Source organism: Mesorhizobium sp. P2_B11, assembly GCF_056404855.1.
This window is the reverse complement of sequence record NZ_JBFUDF010000002.1, coordinates 471764-493194: the sequence shown is the minus strand read 5'-3', so window position 1 is coordinate 493194 and position 21431 is coordinate 471764. Positions and strand designations below refer to the sequence as shown.

At 63.0% G+C, this 21431-nt stretch carries 20 protein-coding genes and 1 pseudogene; 4 read left to right on the top strand and 17 right to left on the bottom strand.

Features of this window, described 5'->3' with window-relative positions:
• Positions 1-92 precede the first annotated feature (92 nt).
• From AC1DYJ_RS06725 to AC1DYJ_RS06675, 11 genes and pseudogenes are all read right to left on the bottom strand, one after another.
• Entirely contained in the window at positions 93-401 is a 309-nt protein-coding gene (locus tag AC1DYJ_RS06725; protein ID WP_477286543.1) for a hypothetical protein, read from the bottom strand.
• Entirely contained in the window at positions 398-844 is a 447-nt protein-coding gene (locus AC1DYJ_RS06720) for a hypothetical protein (protein WP_477286541.1), read from the bottom strand. Before AC1DYJ_RS06720 ends, AC1DYJ_RS06725 begins: the two co-directional genes overlap by 4 nt.
• A gap of 53 nt (positions 845-897) precedes the next feature.
• Positions 898-1158 carry a DUF2312 domain-containing protein gene (locus tag AC1DYJ_RS06715; RefSeq protein ID WP_477286539.1) on the bottom strand — a complete coding sequence of 87 codons (261 nt, stop codon included), beginning with the start codon at positions 1156-1158 and terminating at the stop codon, positions 898-900.
• 357 nt (positions 1159-1515) lie between these two features.
• Positions 1516-4974 carry a pyruvate carboxylase gene (gene pyc / locus AC1DYJ_RS06710; protein WP_477286537.1) on the bottom strand — a complete coding sequence of 1153 codons (3459 nt, stop codon included), beginning with the start codon at positions 4972-4974 and terminating at the stop codon, positions 1516-1518.
• A gap of 293 nt (positions 4975-5267) precedes the next feature.
• On the bottom strand, positions 5268-6389 hold the full coding sequence (locus tag AC1DYJ_RS06705) for a branched-chain amino acid ABC transporter substrate-binding protein (protein ID WP_477286535.1): 1122 nt from the start codon (positions 6387-6389) through the stop codon (positions 5268-5270).
• A 137-nt stretch (positions 6390-6526) separates the two neighbouring features.
• Positions 6527-6874, bottom strand: a complete 348-nt coding sequence (locus tag AC1DYJ_RS06700) for a DUF6867 family protein (RefSeq protein WP_477286533.1) — start codon at positions 6872-6874, stop codon at positions 6527-6529.
• 17 nt (positions 6875-6891) lie between these two features.
• The gene (locus tag AC1DYJ_RS06695; RefSeq protein WP_477286670.1) at positions 6892-7620 is read right to left on the bottom strand and encodes an ABC transporter ATP-binding protein; all 729 of its coding nucleotides are present in this window, start codon (positions 7618-7620) and stop codon (positions 6892-6894) included.
• Positions 7621-7631: 11 nt separating this feature from the next.
• Positions 7632-8738: pseudogene (locus tag AC1DYJ_RS06690) on the bottom strand (ABC transporter ATP-binding protein); the annotation flags it as partial.
• Positions 8738-10333, bottom strand: coding sequence for a high-affinity branched-chain amino acid ABC transporter permease LivM (livM, locus tag AC1DYJ_RS06685; protein ID WP_477286531.1), 1596 nt, complete (start codon positions 10331-10333; stop codon positions 8738-8740). The pseudogene AC1DYJ_RS06690 and the gene livM, both read right to left, overlap by 1 nt.
• A gap of 4 nt (positions 10334-10337) precedes the next feature.
• Complete coding sequence (locus tag AC1DYJ_RS06680; RefSeq protein ID WP_477286529.1) at positions 10338-11240, bottom strand: branched-chain amino acid ABC transporter permease; 903 nt, start codon at positions 11238-11240, stop codon at positions 10338-10340.
• A 447-nt stretch (positions 11241-11687) separates the two neighbouring features.
• On the bottom strand, positions 11688-12074 hold the full coding sequence (locus AC1DYJ_RS06675) for an ectoine synthase (RefSeq protein ID WP_477286527.1): 387 nt from the start codon (positions 12072-12074) through the stop codon (positions 11688-11690).
• Positions 12075-12187: 113 nt separating this feature from the next.
• Between AC1DYJ_RS06675 and AC1DYJ_RS06670 the strand changes: the two genes are divergently transcribed.
• Positions 12188-13093, top strand: coding sequence for a LysR substrate-binding domain-containing protein (locus tag AC1DYJ_RS06670; RefSeq protein ID WP_477286525.1), 906 nt, complete (start codon positions 12188-12190; stop codon positions 13091-13093).
• Here AC1DYJ_RS06670 and AC1DYJ_RS06665 read toward each other — a convergent pair.
• The 3 genes from AC1DYJ_RS06665 to AC1DYJ_RS06655 all read right to left on the bottom strand — a co-directional run bounded on the left by AC1DYJ_RS06665 (position 13086) and on the right by AC1DYJ_RS06655 (position 16429).
• Positions 13086-14087, bottom strand: a complete 1002-nt coding sequence (locus tag AC1DYJ_RS06665) for a 4-hydroxyproline epimerase (RefSeq protein WP_477286523.1) — start codon at positions 14085-14087, stop codon at positions 13086-13088. The two genes, AC1DYJ_RS06670 and AC1DYJ_RS06665, sit on opposite strands and share 8 nt — an antisense overlap.
• A gap of 15 nt (positions 14088-14102) precedes the next feature.
• Positions 14103-15353, bottom strand: a complete 1251-nt coding sequence (locus AC1DYJ_RS06660) for an NAD(P)/FAD-dependent oxidoreductase (protein WP_477286521.1) — start codon at positions 15351-15353, stop codon at positions 14103-14105.
• Positions 15354-15535: 182 nt separating this feature from the next.
• Positions 15536-16429, bottom strand: a complete 894-nt coding sequence (locus tag AC1DYJ_RS06655; RefSeq protein ID WP_477286519.1) for a dihydrodipicolinate synthase family protein — start codon at positions 16427-16429, stop codon at positions 15536-15538.
• 69 nt (positions 16430-16498) lie between these two features.
• On the opposite strand from AC1DYJ_RS06655, the gene AC1DYJ_RS06650 reads away from it, so the two are divergent.
• A complete protein-coding gene (locus tag AC1DYJ_RS06650; protein ID WP_477286517.1) occupies positions 16499-17188 on the top strand; it encodes a GntR family transcriptional regulator in 690 nt (229 codons plus the stop codon).
• A 3-nt stretch (positions 17189-17191) separates the two neighbouring features.
• Here AC1DYJ_RS06650 and AC1DYJ_RS06645 read toward each other — a convergent pair whose 3' ends face one another.
• Entirely contained in the window at positions 17192-17587 is a 396-nt protein-coding gene (locus tag AC1DYJ_RS06645) for a winged helix-turn-helix transcriptional regulator (protein ID WP_477286515.1), read from the bottom strand.
• Positions 17588-17666: 79 nt separating this feature from the next.
• On the opposite strand from AC1DYJ_RS06645, the gene AC1DYJ_RS06640 reads away from it, so the two are divergent.
• Positions 17667-17996, top strand: a complete 330-nt coding sequence (locus AC1DYJ_RS06640) for a nuclear transport factor 2 family protein (RefSeq protein ID WP_477286513.1) — start codon at positions 17667-17669, stop codon at positions 17994-17996.
• A gap of 55 nt (positions 17997-18051) precedes the next feature.
• Here the strand turns inward: AC1DYJ_RS06640 and AC1DYJ_RS06635 are convergent, their stop codons facing one another.
• The gene (locus AC1DYJ_RS06635; protein WP_477286511.1) at positions 18052-19548 is read right to left on the bottom strand and encodes a CoA-acylating methylmalonate-semialdehyde dehydrogenase; all 1497 of its coding nucleotides are present in this window, start codon (positions 19546-19548) and stop codon (positions 18052-18054) included.
• Between the two features lie 376 nt (positions 19549-19924).
• Here AC1DYJ_RS06635 and AC1DYJ_RS06630 point away from each other — a divergent pair, with 376 nt between their 5' ends.
• Positions 19925-20806, top strand: a complete 882-nt coding sequence (locus AC1DYJ_RS06630) for a LysR family transcriptional regulator (RefSeq protein WP_477286509.1) — start codon at positions 19925-19927, stop codon at positions 20804-20806.
• A 4-nt stretch (positions 20807-20810) separates the two neighbouring features.
• Here the strand turns inward: AC1DYJ_RS06630 and AC1DYJ_RS06625 are convergent, their stop codons facing one another.
• Positions 20811-21374 carry a hypothetical protein gene (locus AC1DYJ_RS06625; RefSeq protein WP_477286508.1) on the bottom strand — a complete coding sequence of 188 codons (564 nt, stop codon included), beginning with the start codon at positions 21372-21374 and terminating at the stop codon, positions 20811-20813.
• Between the last annotated feature and the right edge of the window lie 57 nt (positions 21375-21431).

The following is a 21431-nucleotide window of genomic DNA, read 5'->3' as shown; positions in this document are numbered from 1 at the left end:
TCCGTCCGGAATTGCGTCAAAACAACAGCTAACCGGTCATCATCTCTTGCAAAGGGCGGCTCCGCCGCCCTTTTTCGTGCCCGGCTGGCGTTTCAGACGACGACCACCAGGATCAGCCAGAGCGCGGAGCCGAGCATCATCACCGAGGCCTTTGCGCCGCCGGCCTTTTCCGCAATTCGCCAGACGGCCAGCGTCAGGAAGATGTTGTAGGGCACCGGCGCGAAATGTACGGCCAGCACCACTACCAGCGGCAGCTTCAGCCCGAGCAGGATGAGCGCGACCACTGACGACGCGACGTTGATCGCAGTGCCGACAACAACCATGTCGCGCCAGAACAGCCGGTCGAGCGGTACCAGCCCTTGCCAGCGCGAGCCGAAGAAGGACCCGATGGCGGATATCATATCTTGCTCGGCCCCAGCACCTCGGCGACGGCGCGCTCGAAGCGAGAGCATTCCGTCACCAGCCAATCGGCCATGGCCGGCCAATTGTCCTCGGCAAAGCAGTTCACCCGCCATATCGAATTGATGCCGAGGCCCTCGCTGCTCTGTTCCGGTCTGAGTTTCAGCCTGTCTTCGATTGCCGGCTGGAAAGGCTTCAGCCGCGACCAGCTTTGTGTGGCGCCGAACTTCTCGTTGCGGCCGAAGAAGACGCCGACATGGTTCTGCGCCGGCGCGACATACATGGACAGGACCAGGGCGAAGTCCGGCAGCCCGCGCTGCCAGAACCAGGGTCCGCGCCGCGCCATGGATGCGCGTTCCTCGGGATGCCGTTCGGCGAACAGCGCCCAGAAGCTGCGTTGGCGGAATTCAGAGGCGCGGCGGGCGCCAAAGTCGAATTCGCTCATGGTTCAACCTGTCGAAGGGCGCCGCTACCGGCGCCCGGAGGCTGCGACCAGCCTTACACCATGCCGAGCGCGGCCATATACAGATCGAGGATGGCGTCCTCTTCCTGCCGCTCGGCCTGGTCCTTCTTGCGCAGCCGGATGATAGTGCGGATCGCCTTGGTGTCGAAGCCGGTGCCTTTGGCCTCGGCGAACACTTCCTTGATGTCGTCGGCGATGGTCTTCTTTTCTTCCTCGAGCCGCTCGATGCGCTCGATGAAGGCGCGCAACTGGCCGGCGGCAACAGTCTGGCTGGTATCTGTGATGTCGTCGGCCATGTTTTTTCTCCGCTAATTTCTAAGCACCGCGATTCTGCCGCGGCGAAATTGGAGCGGGTTCGATGCCCGAGCGGGCGCGGCGGGTCAAGCCATTATCGATGCTTCGTGGACGGCTGCTGCCAACCGTCCCCTTCATAATGACGCGCCTTAAGGCGTGTTGAGATTCAGGTCAGGCCGAGCCGAAAACTGTGGCTTCCGAGAACCGGCCTACGCCGTCCGGAGCCTTTCATAGAGCGGAGGCACTTATGAGGGCTTCGGCCGGCGAAGGCCGGAGCGGAGCGTACTTTTCGTACGTGAGCACCGGAAGCGCAGGAAGCCGCTGTTTGCAGGCCGGCCTCACCTGAATATCAATACGCCTCAGGTGAAGGCGATCAACAGATCCTTGGCATCGATCTGGTCGCCGGCCTTGACCAGCACTTCGGCCACTGTGCCGTCGCGCTCGGCATGCAGCGCCGTCTCCATCTTCATGGCTTCGATCGACAACAGCACGTCGCCGGCCTTGACCGCCTGGCCGGGGGCAACTGCAAGCGCGGAGACCACGCCCGGCATCGGCGCGCCGACATGCGCCTCATTGCCGGGCTCGGCCTTGCGCCGTGCCTTGGCGGCGGACGCACCATGCGCCCGGTCCGGAACCTTGACCCTGCGCGGCTGACCGTTGAGCTCGAAGAACACGGTGACCATGCCCTTCTCATCGACATCGCCGATCGCAAGGCAGCGCACCACAAGGGTCTTGCCTTTCTCAATGTCGAGGAAGATCTCGTCCTCGGACTTCATGCCGTAGAAATAGGTCGGCGTCGGCAAGACGCTGACCGGCCCGTAGGTCTCCTGCGCGGCGGCGAAGTCGGTGAACACCTTCGGATACATCAGCCAGGACGCGAATTCGTACTCCGAGAGCGTGCGCTCCAGCTTCGCCTCGATCTCCTTGCGGCTGGCCTTGAGATCGGCCGGCTTGAGCAGCGAGCCCGGTCGCACGGTGATCGGCTTGTTGTCCTTCAGCGCCTTCTTCTGCAGCTTCTCAGGCCAGCCGCCCGGCGACTGGCCGAGATCGCCGCGCAGCATCGAGACGACAGAGTCCGGGAAGGCGATGTCCTTGGCCGGGTTTTCGACATCGGCGACGGTCAGGTCCTGGCTCACCATCATCAGCGCCATGTCGCCGACCACCTTGGACGACGGCGTCACCTTGACGATGTCGCCGAACATCAGGTTGACGTCATGATAGGCTTGGGCCACCTCGTGCCAGCGCGTCTCCAGCCCGAGCGAACGCGCCTGCTCCTTGAGGTTGGTAAACTGGCCGCCCGGCATCTCGTGCAAATAGACCTCAGAGGCGGGCCCCTTGAGATCGCTTTCGAAGGCAGCGTACTGGTTGCGCACTGCTTCCCAATAGAAGGAAATGTTGCGGATCCATTGCGGGTCGAGGCCGGGATCGCGCTCGGTTCCCTTCAGCGCCTCGACGATCGAGCCGAGGCAAGGCTGCGAGGTGTTGCCGGAGAAGGAATCCATCGCCGCATCGATGGCGTCGACGCCGGTTTCGACCGCCGCCAGCACCGTCGCCGCCGACAGGCCTGACGTGTCGTGGGTGTGGAAGTGGATCGGCAAATCGGTCGCCTCGCGCAGCGCCTTGAACAGCACGCGTGCGGCAGCCGGCTTGAGCAGCCCCGCCATGTCCTTGACGGCGATGATGTGGGCGCCGGCGGCCTGCAATTCCTTGGCCAGCCCGACATAGTATTTGAGGTCGTATTTGGCGCGTGCCGGATCGAGGATGTCGCCGGTGTAGCAGATCGCCGCTTCGACCAGCTTGCCCTCGGCGCCCACCGCGTCCATGGCGACGCGCATGTTCTCGACCCAGTTCAGGCAGTCGAAGACGCGGAACAGGTCGACGCCGCCGCTCGCCGCTTGGCGAACGAAATGCTGCACCACATTGTCGGGATAGTTGGTGTAGCCGACGCCATTGGCGCCGCGCAGAAGCATCTGCAGCAAAAGGTTCGGGGCGGCCTCGCGCACTTTGCTCAGCCGCTCCCACGGATCCTCGGTGAGGAAGCGCATGGCGACGTCGAAGGTGGCGCCGCCCCAGCATTCCAGCGACAACAGCCGCGGCAGCGCCCGCGCATAGGTGCCAGCAATACCGGCAATGTCATGCGTACGCATGCGGGTGGCGAGCAGCGACTGATGGCCGTCGCGCATGGTCGTATCGGTGACCAGCACCTCTTTTTGCTCACGCATCCAGGCGGCAAATTTCTCCGGGCCGAGCACGTCGAGCTTCTGCTTGCTGCCACCAGGCACATTGCCGTTGAGATAGGGCACGACGGGCGCGGCCGCATCGGCCTTCGGCATCGGCCGGCCGCGGGTTTCGGGATGACCGTTGACCGACACGTCGGCCAGGTAGTTGAGCAGCTTGGTGGCGCGGTCCTGCCGCTTGACCTGCTGGAACAATTCCGGCGTCGTGTCGATGAACTTGGTCGTATAGGAATTGTCGGCGAAGCTCGGGTGATTGATGATCGCTTCGAGGAAGGTGAGGTTGGTGGCGACGCCGCGGATGCGGAATTCGCGCAGCGCCCGGTTCATGCGGGCGATCGTCTCGGCCGGCGTCGGCGCCCAGGCCGTCACCTTCTCCAGCAGCGGGTCGTAGAAGCGGGTGATGACCGCGCCCGAATAGGCGGTGCCGCCATCCAGCCGGATGCCGAAGCCGGTGGCGCCCCGATAGGCAGTGATGCGGCCATAATCCGGAATGAAATTATGTTCGGGATCTTCGGTGGTGATGCGGCACTGCAGCGCGTGGCCGTTCAGCCTGATGTCGGCCTGCGCCGGCACGCCCGACTCTTTCGTGCCGATGGCGAAACCGTCGAGGATGTGGATCTGCGCCTTGACGATGTCGATGCCGGTCACCTGCTCGGTGACGGTGTGCTCGACCTGGATGCGCGGATTGACCTCGATGAAGTAGAATTTGCCGGTGTCGGCGTCCTGCAGGAATTCCACCGTGCCGGCGCCGATATAGCTGGTCTCGCGCGCGATCTTGAGCGCATAGCCGCAAAGCTCCTGGCGCAATGCCTCGCTTAGATAGGGTGCCGGCGCCCGTTCGACGACCTTCTGGTTGCGGCGCTGGATCGAGCAGTCGCGCTCGAACAGATGCACCGCGTTGCCGTGGGTGTCGCCGAGCACCTGGACCTCGACATGGCGGGCGCGCTCGATCAGCTTTTCGAGATAGACCTCGTCCTTGCCGAAGGCAGCCTTGGCCTCGCGCTTGCCTTCGGTCACCTCGCGCAGCAGGTCGGCTTCCGAGCGGATCGCGCGCATGCCGCGGCCGCCGCCACCCCACGACGCCTTGAGCATGATGGGATAGCCAACCTCGGCAGCAAGCCTCTTGATCGCCTCTGCGTCGTCCGGCAGTGGGTCGGTCGCCGGAATCACCGGGACGCCGACCTCGATGGCGAGATTGCGCGCGGCGACCTTGTTGCCGAGCCGGCGCATCGTGTCGGGCTTCGGCCCAATAAACGTGATGCCGGCCTTAGCGCAGGCATCTGCGAATTCGGGGCTCTCCGACAAAAGGCCATAGCCCGGGTGGATGGCGTCAGCGCCGGACAGCTTGGCGACGCGGATCACTTCCTCGATCGACAGGTAGCTTTCGATCGGCCCCATGTCCTTGTTGAGATGCGGCCCGCGCCCGACCTGATAGCTTTCATCGGCCTTGAACCGGTGCAGCGAATATTTGTCCTCCTCGGCCCAGATCGCCACGGTTTTGAGGCCGAGCTCGTTGGCCGCGCGAAAGACGCGGATGGCAATTTCGGACCGGTTGGCGACGAGGATCTTCGTGATGGCCAAGGAAGAAGGCTCCGGACAGGGAGGGATGGGGGCTCAGCAATGATTAACGCGAAAATGCTGCAGTGCAACCAAAATCGAGGGACGATTAAACCGATTTAAATGGATTCTAGCACCGCAAAGCGAAAGACTGCGTGCGAATGGCGTCGCCAAGTGACGCGAATTGTCATCCCGCGCACAATCCGCTTCCGGCTAACGGTTGTTTTTTAGCCAACGCAACCGCTCCGTCTCCGACCGGTCAAAGAAAAATGCCCGGCGCAAGCGCCGGGCATTTCGTAGAGGTTGAGCTAAATCGATCAGCCCTTCGGCAGCCAGGTGATCTTGCCGTCCGGACCCTTCTTCCACTCGTACATGATGTAGCCCGGGAGCTTCGGATCGCCCTTCTCGTCATAGGCGAGGTCGCCCAGAACGGTCTTGAACGGACCCTTCTCATGCATCGCCTTCGCCACTTCCACCGGGTCATTCGACTTGGCCACGGCAGCGGCCGCAGCAATGACCTGCATGGCAGCGTAGGAGTAGAGCGTGTAGGCTTCCGGCTCAAAGCCCTGGGCGCGGAACTTCTCGACCAGTGCCTTGTTCTCGGGGATCAAGCGCGGATCCGGACCGAAGGTGTTCAGCGTGCCGATAACCGCGTCGCCGGCGATCGCAGCCAGCTCGTCGGTGACGATGCCGTCGCCCGACATCAGGGTTGCCTTGAGGCCCTGGTCAGCCGACTGGCGGATGATCAGGCCGGCTTCGGTGTGCAGGCCGCCCCAATAGATCAGGGTGACGCCGGCGTCCTTCATCTTGGCGATCAGCGCCGAGAAGTCCTTATCGCCGACATTGACGCCTTCGTACATGACTTCCGTCAGGCCGGCTGCGTTCATTGCCTTCTTGGTCTCATCGGCAAGGCCCTGACCGTAGGGGGTCTTGTCGTGGATGACGGCAACCTTGGCATCCTTGAAGTTGGCCGCAATATAGGCGCCGGCGATGCCGCCCTGCTGGTCGTCGCGTCCGCAGGTGCGGAACACGTTCCACAGGCCGCGCTCGGTGAATTTCGGGTTGGTCGCAGCCGGGGTCACTTCGACAATGTTGTTGTCGACATAGACTTCCTGCGACACCGGAATCGAGACGCCCGAGTTGAAGTGACCGACCACGAACTTGACGCCGTCGCCGACGAACTTGTTGGCGACCGAGATGCCTTGCTTCGGATCGGAGACGTCGTCGCCGACTTCAAGCTTGATCTGCTCGCCATTCATGCCGCCTGCTGCGTTGATATCGGCGACAGCCGCTTCCGCACCCTTCTGCAGCTGCGCACCGAAGGCCGCATTCGGACCGGTGATCGGACCGGCGACGCCGACGAGGACATCAGCCCATGCGTTACCGCCGAACGCGACAAGCGCGGTCAGGGCAACGGCGGACAAAAGTGATTTCTTCATTTAAACGCTCCCATTTACGAGGTGGGCGTGGATGATACTTTCATGCGATGCCCACCCTTATCGCAGAAAGTGTACTTTGCCGATTTTCAGGCCCTTGTCACGCCGATTCATCCCCGAGACGGCGTTAATGGTGAACGTCAAGCTTTCGGTTTCCAGCTTAAGATCGAAGCCCGTTCGTAAAGCCAATTATACTGCGTCACCATCTGGTTGGTGCGCGTGTATTGATAGCCGACAAACCCCAATATCATGAGCACGATTGTGTCCACGACATAGTATTGCAGTGAAAACATCGTGCCGCCGAACAGGGCATGATGAATGAACCTTATGCCGATGCCGAGCCCCAGCAGATAGACGAACAGCACCGGCAGGCTGCGCCATGTCTGGGCGCTGGCCTTACCGGTCATCCATGCCGCCCAGCCGCCGAGCAGGCAGGTGACGAAGAAGAACTGCCAGATGGAAGGTTCCTCGTGAAGAATGCCTTGCATGGTGAAGACTCCTGAAATCAGTGATGGCCGCCTTCGAGATAGGCCGCGCGCACTTCCGGATTGGCGAGCAATTCCTTGCCGGTGCCGCTCATGGTCACGTTGCCGTTGACCATGACATAGCCGCGCGTGGCGAGCTTGAGCGCGCCGAAGGCGTTCTGCTCGACCAGGAACACGGTCAGCCCTTGCGTGCGATTCAGCTCGCGGATGGCGTCGAAGATCTGCTTGACGATCAGCGGCGCCAGGCCAAGCGACGGTTCGTCGAGCAGGAGCAGCTTCGGCCGCGCCATCAGCGCGCGTCCGATCGACAGCATCTGCTGCTCGCCGCCCGACAGCGTGCCGCCGCGCTGGGCGATGCGCTCCTTGAGGCGCGGGAACAGCGTGAACACCTTCTCGGCATCCTCGTCATAGTGCTTGAGGTTGTCGAGACCGGCGCCCATCTGCAGGTTTTCCATCACCGTCATGCGCGGGAAAATGCGCCTGCCTTCCGGCGACTGCGCGATGCGCATGCGTGCGATCTCGTGCGTCGGCATCTGGGTGATGTCGGTGCCGGCGAAAGTGATGGTGCCGGAACGGGCCCGCGGCGCTCCGAAGATGGTCATCATCAGCGTCGACTTGCCGGCGCCGTTGGCGCCGATCAGGGCGACGATCTCGCCCTGGTTGACGTGCACATCGACGCCGTTCAGCGCCTTGATGTTGCCGTAGTAGGTCTCGACGCCCTTGATGTCGAGCAGCTTAGTCTCGGCCATCATTTACGCCCTCCGCGCGGCTTGGATGTCGGGGATTTCCCGGCGGGCTTGGCCGTTGCCCGCTCGGTCGGTTTTCTCGGCGCGGTGTTGGCCCTTGCATCGAACTGAGCGGCCTTCGAGGCTCCCTTCGACACCGTGACCCGCTCGCCCTCGCTGTGGCCGATCGTGTCGCTCACCGGGCCGGCGAGATAGGACGACGACGTGCCTGGTCCGTGCGCCGTATCAGGCCCGATGTCCAACTGCTCGATGACGTCTTCATCGCCGACCTCGGTCAGCACCGTCTCGACCTCCTCGTCGTCGACGCCGAGATAGGCGGCGATGACGCGCGGGTCGGTGCGCACCGATTGCGGGCTGCCGTCGGAAATCTTGCGGCCATATTCGAGCACCACGACATGGTCGGAGATCTGCATGACCACCGACATGTCGTGCTCGATCAGCAGGATCGAGGTGCTGCTCTTGATGTCCATCAGCAGCGAATTGAGCGCTGCCGATTCCTTCGGATTGAGACCGGCCGCCGGCTCGTCGAGACACAGAAGCTCGGGCCCCGTGCACATGGCGCGCGCGATCTCGAGCCGCCGCTGCGCACCATAGGGCAGGTCGCCGGCCGGGTCGTCGGCGCGATCGACGAGATCAGCCTTCTCCAGCCAGTGCTTGGCAAGCTCCACCGATTCGGCCGAGGCCCTGCGGTAGCCGCCGATCCCGAACAGGCCCAGGATCGTATAGCCCGATGCCTTCATCAGCTTGTTGTGCTGGGCAACCAGCAGATTCTCCAAGAGCGTCATGCCCGAGAACAGGCGGATGTTCTGGAAGGTACGCGCCACCTTGGCGCGCGCCGGGATTTCGTGGTTGGGCAGGCGCTCGAGCAGGAAGCTCGAGCCGTCCTGCCGGTTCAGTGTGATCATGCCTTCGGACGGCTTGTAGAAGCCGGTGATGCAGTTGAACACGGTGGTCTTGCCGGCGCCGTTGGGTCCGATCAGCGCGGTGATCTCGCCGCGCTTGGCCTGGAACGACAGGTCGCCGATGGCGACCAGGCCGCCGAACTTCATCGACAGATGCTCGACCTGGAGGATGGCGTCTTTCATGCCCGGATTGGCCTTCTGAATCGAACTCGCATTCATCAGCCGTGTCCTTCCTTGGTGAAGGAAGAGGAGACTGCTCTTCGCTCCTTGAGGAAGGCTGTCGGTTCACGACTGCCGACGAAGCCGCGCGGCTTCCAAAGCATGACGATGACCATGGCCATGCCGAACAGAAGCATGCGGTAAAGCTCCGGCGTGAAGTCCTTGCCGAAGACCTGCTTGAGGAAGTCGAGCTCGCGCAACGCCTCAGTGCCGCCGATCATCACCATTGCGGCGACGGCAATGCCGACCAGCGAGCCCATGCCGCCGAGCACGACGATGGCCAGGATGATCGCCGATTCCAGGAAGACGAAGGATTCAGGGCTGACGAAACCTTGCCGTGCGGCGAAGAAGGCGCCTGCAAAACCGCCGAACATGGCGCCGGTGGCAAAGGCGGTGAGCTTGGTGGTGGTGGTGTTGATGCCGAGCGAGCGGCAGGCGATCTCGTCCTCACGCAGCGCCTCCCAGGCGCGGCCGACCGGCATGCGCCGGAGCCGGATCGTGACGAAGGCGGTAAGCAGCGCCAGCGCCAGGATCAGATAGTAGAGGAAGATCTTGTAGTAGGCGCTCGACTGGGCGATGTGCAGCACCTTGCCGATATAGTTCGGGTCCGCCGAATTGAACGTCATCAGGCCGAAGAAGGTGACTTTCGGGATACCGGAGATGCCGGCGGAGCCGTTGGTGACTTCACGCCAGTTGATCAGCACCAGGCGGATGATCTCGCCGAAGGCCAGCGTGACGATCGCCAGATAATCGCCGCGCAGCCTGAGCACCGGAAAGCCGAGCATCACGCCCCAGAAGGCGGCCATGGCGCCGGCGGCCGGCAGCAGGATCCAGAACGACAGGCCATAATGCGAACCGAGCAGCGCATAGGCATAGGCGCCGACCGCGTAGAAGGCGACGTAGCCGAGATCGAGCAGGCCGGCGAGGCCGACGACGATGTTCAGCCCCCAGGCCAGCATCACATAGATCAGGATCTGGATGCCAAAATTGTCGATCCACTTCAGCGAGCCCTGCAGCCCGCCGACGAACGACCACGACATCAGCGTCAACACGCCGACGACCAGGATCGGATAGAGCACCAATGCGGTGATCCCGAGCTTGGTGAAATTGTCATGGATGTAGGCGCGGAAGTAAAAGATCACGCAGGCCAGTGCATAGATGACGGCCAGCGCGCGCAGGAACTGCAGATAGCCGGCCAGACCATCGCCCAACAGCCCCGGCAAGGCGCCGCCGAACACGAACAGCACCCCCGCCAGCACGATGGCCCCAATGAAGGCTGGAAGCAGGAAGAAGCGCGACGCCACGCTGGCCGGCAACAGGCCGGTGGCGACATTGGCGATCTTCTGATTGGCCATGAAGGGCTGGCCATAGGCAATGTAGAGAAAGCGGCCAAGCATGGTCAGCACGACCACGGTGATGAGCAGCCACCAGCGCGTCACCAGGATCAACTGGTTGCTGATGTTCTGGTCGGTCTTCAGGCCGATGAAGAGAACGAACAGGCCCAGCGAGATGGCGCCGGCATAGAGCGCCTCACGAAATGCGCGCTGCACGGGGGAGGCGACGGTGTCGCGCTCCGAGGATACGGTAACCGCCATTGTCTCAGACCTTTTCGACTTCTGGCCGGCCCAAAATGCCGGAAGGCAGGAAGATCAGCACGATCGCCAGGATGGAGAACGCCGCGACGTCCTTGTAGTCGATCGAGAAATAGGCCGACCACATGCTCTCGATGAAGCCGATCAGCAGCCCGCCGAGCACCGCGCCCGGCAGAGACCCGATGCCGCCGAGAACGGCCGCGGTGAAGGCCTTGACCCCCGGCACGAAGCCGTCGGAGAAGGCGATGACGCCGTAATACATCAGGAACAGCGTGCCGGCGACGGCCGCAAGGGCGGCGCCCATGATGAAGGTGATCGAGATCGTACGATCGACATCGACGCCGAGAAGTGCAGCCATCTTGCGATCCTGTTCGCAGGCGCGCTGGGCGCGGCCAAGCGAGGTCCTGTTGACCAGGTACCAGAACAGCGCGAGCAGCAGCGCGGTGACGATGACGATGATGATCTGCTTCAGCGATATGCTGATGCCGTTGATGTTGTAGACCTGGCTGACCATCGGCGGGATCGGCTTGTTGCGCGGACCCTGCGTCACCTGGATGAAGTTCGACAGCGCGATCGACATGCCGATGGCGGTGATCAGCGGCGCCAGCCGGAACGAACCGCGCAGCGGCCGGTAGGCCACCTTCTCGATCGTCCAGTTGTAGAGGCTGGTGAGCAGCATCGCCACGATCATCATGATCAGCAGCGCCAGGACGACCGGCACCGAATAGAACAAGGAGCCGAGGATGAGGAAGACGACGAGGGCGGCGAATGCCCCGACCATGAAAATGTCGCCGTGGGCGAAGTTGATCATGCCGATGATGCCGTAGACCATCGTGTAGCCGATTGCGATCAGCCCATAGATCGATCCCAGCGTCAGCCCATTGATAAGCTGCTGGACAAAGTACTGCATGTGTACATGGCTCCCCTGGAATGTCGCCCATGCAGACGCATTCCTTTTCGTATTTCCCCTAGTCGTAAAGTTTCGAGCCCGGATTGCAACGTGATTTTTCAAACGTCGTGCGTGTTTTGCCGGCACGCCTTCCGATTGCCCGTTTTTTGCTCCCGACCCCTGGACTATCGCGGACCCTATCATTGGCATAACGCAATGTCTTTGACGATTCAGCCGGACGATGCACCTCATTTCGAAGAAATCACCGTCAAAATTAGGTGTTGAGACGAATCCTTGCGTTGTTGAGAGGCTTCGTTTTTTAGCCACATTCCTTTCCACAGAGGCAAGATTCTTGCTGCTTGGCTACGGACTCGCGCCGGGCGAACCACAATGGCCCGTGGAAGACAGTGTTGAAACCGAGCGCCCAGGCTTGGCCGCCAGGCCCTGGACGCGGCTGCCGGTCTTCGATCAGTAGGCGGAGCCGCCGTCCTCGCTCAGCGCATGCCGCTCGGTGCCTTTCAAGGGCGGATTGAAGACGCTGACCAGGATCATGTCGCCTGCGGCGTCGGCCCGCAGATAATGCTCGTCATGCTCATTGAGCACATAGATCGTGCCCGGCTCGATGCGATGCACGGCACCTGACATGTCCTCGACCTCGCCGGCGCCGGCGATGCAATAGCAGGCCTCGAAATGCCGCCGATAGTGAAGGCGCGATTCGCTGCCCGCACGCACGACAGTGTGGCAGACGGTGAAGCCCATGCCGTCCTGCTGGGTCAGCAGCCGGTGGCTGGTGCCATTGCCCCAATTCACGAAGAAGTCAGATTTTTCTACATCAGCCAATTGCCTGGTGAACATGATTGCTTTCTCTGCGGTGTGAACAAAATCCCATTGTCTGGCTCAAAAGTGGCGCAGAACGCATCGACCTTCAAATGATTGCTTCTCACCGATCATGTTAGTAAATCTTACAGATGGACTACATTCCGCTGAATGCCATCCGTGCCTTCGAGGCTGCTTCCCGTCGCCTGAGCTTTTCGGCTGCCGCCGAAGAGCTGCATGTGACCCATCCCGCGATCAGCCACCAGATCAGGCGTCTGGAGGAATGGCTGGGCGTGCCTCTCTTCCACCGCGACGGACGCAAGGTAAGGCTGACCGATGCCGGCCTGATCCTGCAGGCTTCGGCGAGTGCCGCGCTTGCCGAGCTCGGCGCCACCTGCCGGCGCATCCGGCGCAACGCCGCCGCAGCGACGATTTCCGTCGGCTGCATCCCGTCCATCGCCAGCCGCTGGCTTGTGCCTCGCCTGCCCGCCTTCACCGCCAGCCATCCCGACATCGGCATGCGCGTCGCCTATGCCAAGGCCGAGGACAAGCTTGGCGATGGCGACAATGACGTGCTGATCACGCTCGGTGCCGATCCGACGCCCGGCGTCACCAGCCTGAAACTGTTTTCGCGGCTCAACCGGCCGGTGTGCAGCCCCTATTACTTGGCCGACAGGGAGCATCTGCGCACCCCTGCGGGGATCGCCGCCGCCGACCTGCTGCATGACGAAAACCATCAGGGCTGGGGCGAGTGGTTTGCCGAGGCCGGGCTGGCCAAGGTCGATGTCGGCAACGGACCCGTCTTTGCCGACTTCAACATTCTGGCGACAGCAGTCATCGCCGGCCATGGCGTGGCGCTGTGTCCGGTCGATGTTTTCCGCGATGAGCTGAAGCGCGGCGACCTCGTGGTCCTGTCCGACATCTCGACCAACCGCGACAAGGCGTACTTCCTGACCATGGCGTCGAATGCCTTACCCGCCGCACGCACCTTTGCCGACTGGTTTCGCCGTGAGGTGTCTGTCGGGCCGGATGATCAGCAGCCCGGCAATCTCACTTGACCACAAAACCATGCGCGAACGGATCGCGGTCGTCGATGAAGATGGTGTTCAAGCCGGTCATCCGCGCCCAGCCGCCGATCGAAGGGATGATGGCCGGCTTGCCGGCGACGATGACGTCCCTTTCGACCTTGCCCTTGAACAGCGAGCCGATGATCGATTCGTGGACAAAGCTGTCGCCTGCCTTGAGCTTGCCCTTGGCGTGAAGCTGCGCCATGCGCGCCGACGTGCCGGTGCCGCAGGGTGAGCGGTCGATCGCCTTGTCGCCATAGAAGACGGCGTTGCGCGCATCAGCACCTTCGACCGTTGGTTTGCCGGTCCACAGCATGTGCGACAGCCCGACGATGCCGGGGTTTTCAGGATGCACGAACGAGTACTTTTCGTTGAGCCGCTGCCGCACCACCGGGCTCCAGGCGATGAAATCGCCGGCGGAGTAGTCAGCCATGTCGCGATAGTTCGCCTGCGGCTCGACGATGGCGTAGAAATTGCCGCCATAGGCGACATCGACCGTGATTTCGCCAAGCTGCGGGCACTCGACCGTCAGTCCCTCGGCATGGAGGAAGGACGGCACATTGGTGATGCGCACCTCCTCGACATAGTCGCCGACCTGTTTGTATTCGGCGATGACCAGCCCGGCCGGCGTGTCGAGCCTGAGCACGCCCGGCGTCTTCGGCTTGATCAGCCCATGCTCGATGGCCATCGTCACCGTGCCGATCGTGCCGTGGCCGCACATCGGCAGGCAGCCCGACGTTTCGATGAACAGGATGGCAATGTCGCAATCCTCGCGCGTCGGCGGATAGAGGATCGAACCCGACATCACGTCATGGCCGCGTGGCTCGAACATCAGCCCGGTGCGGATCCAGTCATACTCCGCCAGGAAATGCGCCCGCCGTTCCATCATCGTCGATCCCTCGAGCAGCGGCCCGCCGCCGGCGACCAGCCGCACCGGATTGCCGCAGGTATGGCCGTCGATGCAGAAGAAGGATTTTTTGGCCATGATTTCCTCGAACTCTCAAAACCGTTGCGGGCTGAAGGGGGCAAGATCGATCGGCGAAGTCTGCCCGAGAACGAGATCGCGGATCAAGCGGCCGCTGGCCGCCGCCTGGGTCAGGCCGAGATGGCCGTGGCCGAAGGCATAGACGACGTTGGGTGCAGTGCGCGCCGTGCCGATGACGGGCCGCGAATCCGGCAGCGACGGACGATAGCCCATCCACTCGCGGCCACCTGAGGGATCGAGCCCCGGCAGGAATTGCTTGGCTTTTTCCAGCATGGCCTTCGAGCGCGCAAAATTCGGCGGCCGGTCGAGTCCGCCCAACTCGACGGCGCCGCCGACGCGCAGTCCAGTGTCGAGCGGCGTGATGACGAAACCGTGGCCGGAGAAGATCAGCATCCGCTTCACGGCAAAGGCGGCCTTCGGCAATGTCGTGTTGTAGCCGCGCTCTGTCTCCAGCGGAATGGCATCGCCAAACGCCTTCGCCAGCAGATGCGACCATGCGCCGGCGGCGACGACGAGATGCCTTGCCTGCCTGGTCGTACCGTCGGCCAATGTCAGCGTCGCGCCGCCATCATTGGTCGCGACGCGCTCGATGCGTGCTTTCTCGAAACGCGCGCCCAGCCCTTCGGCATAGGCCCACACGGCCTTGCCGAGCAGTTTCGGGTCGGCAACGGTCCTCCATCCCGGCACGAACGTGCCCTTGATGAAGCGCGGCGAAAGTCCCGGCTGCAGCCGCGCCAGCTCCTCGCCTTCGACATGGCGAAAGCCGATATCGAAGCGCGCGCGCGCCGCCCAGCCGGGGAGCCCGCTCTGAAACTCCGCCTCGCTTTCGTAAAGCTCCAGCGAACCGTCCTCGTGCAGCATCGGCCGCGTGCCCGACCGATCGAGCAGTCCCATCCATTCGGCCTCGGCGAGCTTCATCATCCCGGCCTGGGCAGCAAGGCTCGCCTCGTAGTGCCTCGGCGCCCCGGCGCGCCAGAAGCGGAACAGCCATGGCAATAGCTTCGGCAAATAGGCCGGCGGGATGCTGAGAGGCCCGAGCGGGTCGGCAAGCCATTTCGGCAATTGCCGCATCATGCCCTTATGCGCCAGCGGCAGCACGTCGGAAAAGGCGAAGGCGGCGGCATTGCCGGAGCTGGTTTCCTCGCAGATGCCGGTGCGGTCGAAGACCGTGACGCTGCGCCCGGCCTCGGCCAGCATGGCCGCCGCGCAAATGCCGACAATGCCGCCACCGACAATGGCGACGTCGATCGCAGCATCGCTATTCATGACCGCGCGCCGTGCAAAATGGCCAATCTCGGGTCTCCGAGCCAGCCCCCTCATCCGGCCCTTCGGGCCGCCTTCTCCCCGAGGGGAGAAGAGTTCGCCAACGCTGGCGCCAGTCTCTTCTCCCCAACGGGGAGAAGGTGGCCGCGAAGCGGCCGGATGAGGGGGTCTGCGGCATTGACAATTCAGAACGTCGGCAGCTTCGGGCGTAACGCCAGCGCGTCCCTGACGATTTTCTCGACCGCCTTGCGGCGCTCGCCCGACAGAGGCTGGCGCGGCATGCGGACGCGGTCGTTGGTGTTGATGGCGAGCACTTCGGCAAGCTTGATGTTCTGCACCAGATAGGTCGACACGTCGAGATCGAGCAGCGGCCGGAACCAGCGATAGATCGAAAGCGCCTCTTCGCGGCGGCCCTGCTTCATCAGCTGGTATATGGCGACGGTCTCGCGCGGGAAGGCGACGACCAGACCCGCCACCCAGCCGATGGCGCCGACCGACAGCGCCTCGAAGGCGAGATTGTCGACGCCGGTGAAGAGGTCGTAGCGGTCGCCGAAGCGGTTGATGATCTCGGTCGAACGCCGGATATCGTCGGACGATTCCTTGATGGCGACGAAGCGCTTGTCAGCGGCCAGCTCCTCCATCTGGTCGACGGTGACGTCGACGCGGTAGGCGAGCCGGTTGGAGTAGATCATCACCGGCAGGTCGCCGGCCTGGGCGACGGCGCGCAAGGCGGCGACCGTCTCTTCCGGATTGGTGTGGTAGATCGGGCTCGGCACCACCATCAGGCCGTTGGCACCTTCCCGGCTCGCGCGTTTGGCGATGCTTGCGGCCTCGCGGGTGCCGGCCTCATTGACCGTCAGCAGCACCGGCTTGTTGCCTGCGACCTTCTGCGCCGTCTTCAGCACTTCGATCTTCTCGTCATGCGACAGCATCGGGCCTTCGCCGAGCGAGCCGCAGACGATGATGCCGTCGCAGCCAGCCTCCATCTGCAAGGCGAAGCAGCGCTCCATCTCGGCATGGTCGAGGCGATCGTCGGCAGTGAATTTGGTCGTGACGGCGGGGAAAACTCCGGTCCACATAGCTGTCTCTCCATCTGATATATCAGCCGTATATCTGATAGGAATTCCGCTGTCAATGCGGAATGTGTTATGATATATCTAAAATATATCAGGAGCGGACCTTTGATATCCACCGACACTGCATCCCCGGAGCCGGCTGCCACCAAGGCCTATCGCATGCTCGAGCATATGATCGTGACGTTGGAACTGGCGCCGTCGAGCTTTGTCACCGAGGGCGCCCTGATCGAAAGGCTCAGCCTTGGCCGCACGCCGGTGCGCGAGGCGATCCAGCGCCTGGCCTGGGAAGGCCTGCTCGACATAAGGCCGCGCGCCGGCATCGCCATTGCGCCGCTGCATCCGGGCGACTGGCTGCGCGTGCTTGACGCGCGCCGCGGCGTCGAGGTGGTGCTGGCTCGCTCGGCCGCCCGCTTCGTCACCCGCGAAGCTGCCGACATGTTTCACGACGCAGCACTTGCCATGCAGAAGGCGGTCATCTCGGGCAATGTGCTGGCCTTCATCCAGGCCGACAAGGCGCTGGACGAGGCGCTGGCGCTCGCTGCCGACAACCCGTTCGCGGCGCGGCTGGCCGCACCCCTGCAGACCCACAGCCGCCGCTTCTGGTTCCGCTACAAGGCCGACACCGGCCTTGCCGAGTCCGCCGAGCACCATGTCGCGCTGATCCGCTCGATCCTGGCCGGCGACGAGGAAGCCGCCGCCAAGGATGCCAAGCGCCTGATGGCCCTGCTGCGCGGCCATGCCGAGACGGCGGCGACGCGATAAGTCTCAGCCCTCGACAGGTTCTTTCTTGGCCGCCCACGTCAACAGCGCATCGAGCGCCGGGCACAGCGACTGGCCCCAGTCGGTCAGGCAGTACTCCACCTTCGGCGGCACCTGGTGGTGCACGATACGGCGCACGATGCCGTCGGCCTCCATCTGCCTGAGCTGCTGGATCAGCATCTTCTGCGAGATCGCCGGGATCGCCCGTTCGAGGTCGGAGAAGCGCAGCACCTTGCCGCCGAACAGGTGAAACAGGATCACCAGCTTCCAGCGGCCTTCAAGGATGCGCAGCACATTCTCGACGCCGCTCGCCGCGGATGACGGCGTGAGCAGCTCAACCTTGCTTTCAGCCCCAACCTTACTTTCGGGTAAGTACCTTACTTTTTCGTCGGTTCTTGTCATTTCCGCAGCATACCTCACCTTAGAGACCGAGCAAGCACCTCCGACGTCAAGCCGGCGGGCGACAACCGGAGACGAGACCATGACCGTGAAACTTCCTCAGCCGCTGGCCGATTACTTTGCTGCCAAGAACCAGCACGACATCTACGCAATGCTCATCCCCTTCGCACCGGATGCGACGGTTCGCGACGAAGGCGAAGTCCATCAGGGGTCCGCCGCCATTCGCGACTGGATGGATGCAACGACACGCAAATACCGGGTGACGGTCGACGTCACCGACGCAAAGGTTAACGGCAACGCGTGGCGGATCGCCGGTCTCGTCTCAGGGAACTTTCCGGGCAGCCCGGCGACGCTCCACTACAACTTCACCTTGGCCGAAGACCAGATCAAGCGATTGGAGATCGGCGCATGACGCAAAAAGGGCGCGACCGAAGCCGCGCCCTTTTTATGGTTTCTCTCTTGATGGATCAGTTCATCGTCGGGATGACGAACTCCGCACCATCCTTGATGCCGGACGGCCAGCGCGACGTCACCGTCTTGGTCTTGGTGTAGAAGCGGAACGCGTCCGGGCCGTGCTGGTTGAGGTCGCCGAAGGACGACGCCTTCCAGCCGCCGAAGGTGTAGTAGGCGATCGGAACCGGGATCGGCACGTTGACGCCAACCATGCCGACCTGGACGCGGGAAGCGAAGTCGCGCGCGGCGTCGCCGTCGCGGGTGAAGATGGCAACGCCATTACCCATTTCGTGGTCGTTGGCGAGCTTGATGGCGCTCTCATAGGTCGGCGCACGCACCACCGACAGCACCGGTCCAAAGATCTCTTCCTTGTAGATGCGCATGTCGGCGGTCACGTTGTCGAACAGGCAACCGCCCATATAGTAGCCGTCCTCGTAGCCCTGCATGGAGAAGCCGCGGCCGTCGACGACCAGCTTGGCGCCTTCCTTGACGCCGGTGTCGACATAACCCTTGACGCGTTCCAGCGCCTGGCGTGTCACCAGCGGGCCGAAATCAGCGCCCGAATCGGTCGACGGGCCGACCTTGAGGCTCTCGACGCGCGGCACCAGCTTTTCCATCAGCCGATTGGCGGTGTCGTTGCCGACCGGAACCGCCACCGAGATCGCCATGCAGCGCTCGCCGGCCGAGCCGTAGCCGGCGCCGATCAGCGCGTCGACGGTCTGGTCCATGTCGGCGTCGGGCATGATGATCATATGGTTCTTGGCGCCGCCGAAGCACTGCACGCGCTTTCCCGCCGCCGTACCGCGCGAATAGATGTAATGCGCAATCGGCGTCGAGCCGACAAAGCCGATGGCCTTGATGTCGGCATCGTCGAGAATGGCGTCGACGACGTCCTTGTCGCCGTTGACCACGTTGAGGATACCGGCAGGCAGGCCGGCCTCGATGAACAGTTCGGCGATGCGCATCGGCACGCCCGGATCACGCTCCGAAGGCTTCAGGATGAACGCATTGCCGCAAGCGATTGCCGGCGCGATCTTCCACAGCGGGATCATCGCCGGGAAATTGAACGGGGTGATGCCGGCGACGACGCCGAGCGGCTGGCGCATCGAATAGACGTCGATGCCGGGACCGGCGCCATCGGTGAATTCGCCTTTCATCATATGCGGCGCACCGATGCAGACTTCGACCACTTCGAGGCCGCGCTGGATGTCGCCCTTGGCGTCGGGAATAGTCTTGCCATGCTCACGCGCCAGGATGTCGGCCAATTCATCATAGTCGCGAGCGACCAGTTCAAGAAACTTCATCAGCACGCGCACGCGGCGCTGCGGGTTGGTGGCGGCCCATTTCGGCTGCGCTTCCTTGGCGTTTTCGACCGCCGCGCGCAGTTCCGCCGGCGAAGCCAGCGCCACCGTGCCGCGCACCGAGCCGTCCATTGGCTGCATCACGTCCTGCTTGCGCCCGCTGGTCCCGGCGACATGCTTGCCGCCGATGAAATGACCGTATTCGATCATGATTTCTCTCCCTGAGTTTGTGATGATGCATTCAACGCCTTTGCGCGGGCGAAGGCAACGCGAGGGAGAACGCAACCGTTGTGCAGAAAATAGACAACGAAGGATGAGTGTGCATTAATTGCCGCAAATGATGACATCTGAAGACGTTCGCAAAAGGACAACAGGTTGAGTTCCTTCACACCCCCCTATGTCCTGCCGGACCCGGCCTTCACCCTCCCCCTTGTGGGGAGGGTCGGCGAGCGGTCGGAGCGAAGCGGAGATCGTTCGCCGGGGTGGGGGTCTGGCGCCGGCGTCACCCCCACCCCGCTCCGCTACGCGGATCGACCGACCGGGGCAAGCCACGGGTCTAGCCCGTCCTTTGGAGGGGGAGGGTAAGATGAACTGGGATGACGTGCGCATCTTCCTCGCTGTCGCCCGCGCCGGGCAGATCCTGGGCGCCGCCAAGCGCCTCGAGCTCAACCACGCCACCGTCTCGCGCCGCATCGCGGCGCTCGAGGATGCGCTCAGGACAAAACTCTTTCGCCGGCTTACCACCGGCAGCGAACTGACGCCGGCCGGCGAGCGCTTTCTCGACATTGCCGAGCGCATGGAGGGCGACATGATCGCCGCGCGCTCGACCGTGTCGGGCGAAGGTGACGATATCTCGGGCACCGTGCGCATCGGCGCGCCCGACGGGTTCGGCGTCGCCTTCCTCGCCACCCGCCTCGGTGAGCTGACGGCGATGCACCGCGAACTGACCATTCAGCTGGTGCCGGTGCCGCGCTCCTTCTCGCTGTCGCGGCGCGAGGCCGACATCGCCATCACCGTGGAGCGGCCAAGCGAAGGCAGGCTGGTGGCGGGAAAGCTGGTCGACTACACGCTGGGGCTGTTTGCCTCGCGCGACTATGTCGAGGCGCATGGCCTGCCGCGGACATCAGCGGAACTGAGCCAGCATACATTGATCGGCTACGTGCCGGACCTCATAGTCAGCCCGTCACTCGACTATGCCGCCGAGTTCAGCCCGGACTGGCGCACCAGTTTTGCCATTTCCTCAGCGCTTGGCCAGGCCGAAGCGGTGCGCTCGGGCGCCGGCATCGGCATCCTGCACACTTTCGTCGCCCGCTCGATGCCGGAACTGATCCCCGTCGACATCGTCGCGCCGATCCGCCGCGCTTATTGGCTGGTCTATCACGAATCGGTCCGCCCGCTGCGCCGCGTCCAGATTGTCGCCAACTTCATCACCAAGGCGGTGGAGCGCGAACGCGGGCTGTTTGTCTAGTGGATCACGGCCTTTCGAGAACAAACGAACTCACCACCTTCCAGGCCGGGCCGGCCACCCATATCCACTTCTCCGCCACCCGTTCCACGTTTTCACCCATCACCATGCAGTTGACATAACCAAAGCGTGCGCCGCGGATGGAAAAAGCAATCCTGGAATGGCCGTGTAGGCCGGACTTCTTGTCGCCGAGCGTGAAATCCACGTCGGCCACACGCACAGGGTAGCCATCGGGAAACCACTCCAGTCTTTCATTGCTGAAATTGGCGGTGCTGTAGGTTGTACCGATCACTTGCCTCCAGTTCTCGGTTGACCAGTCCTTCTCGATGAATGTTTTCGGGTCGGAAGGCTTGCCTGACGCAGACTTGTCGTAGAGGGAAGTTGACACTTGGCAGATCAGCTCGCCGGCCTTTATCTTTAGGCGTATCGCCTCGCCAGTAACAGGTTCGATGCCCCAATCTCCCGGAAACGTCAGTGAAAAGCCGTTGTCGGTGTCATGCACAGCCTTGTAAGGGCCCATTTGGACGCTAAGCAGAATTCCGCCGGCCATTGCCGGAAACAAAGGATGCATCACTGCCGCTCCCCTCGCCTAAGCCCTCGCATCGGACAACCCTTGCGGACCGATCCA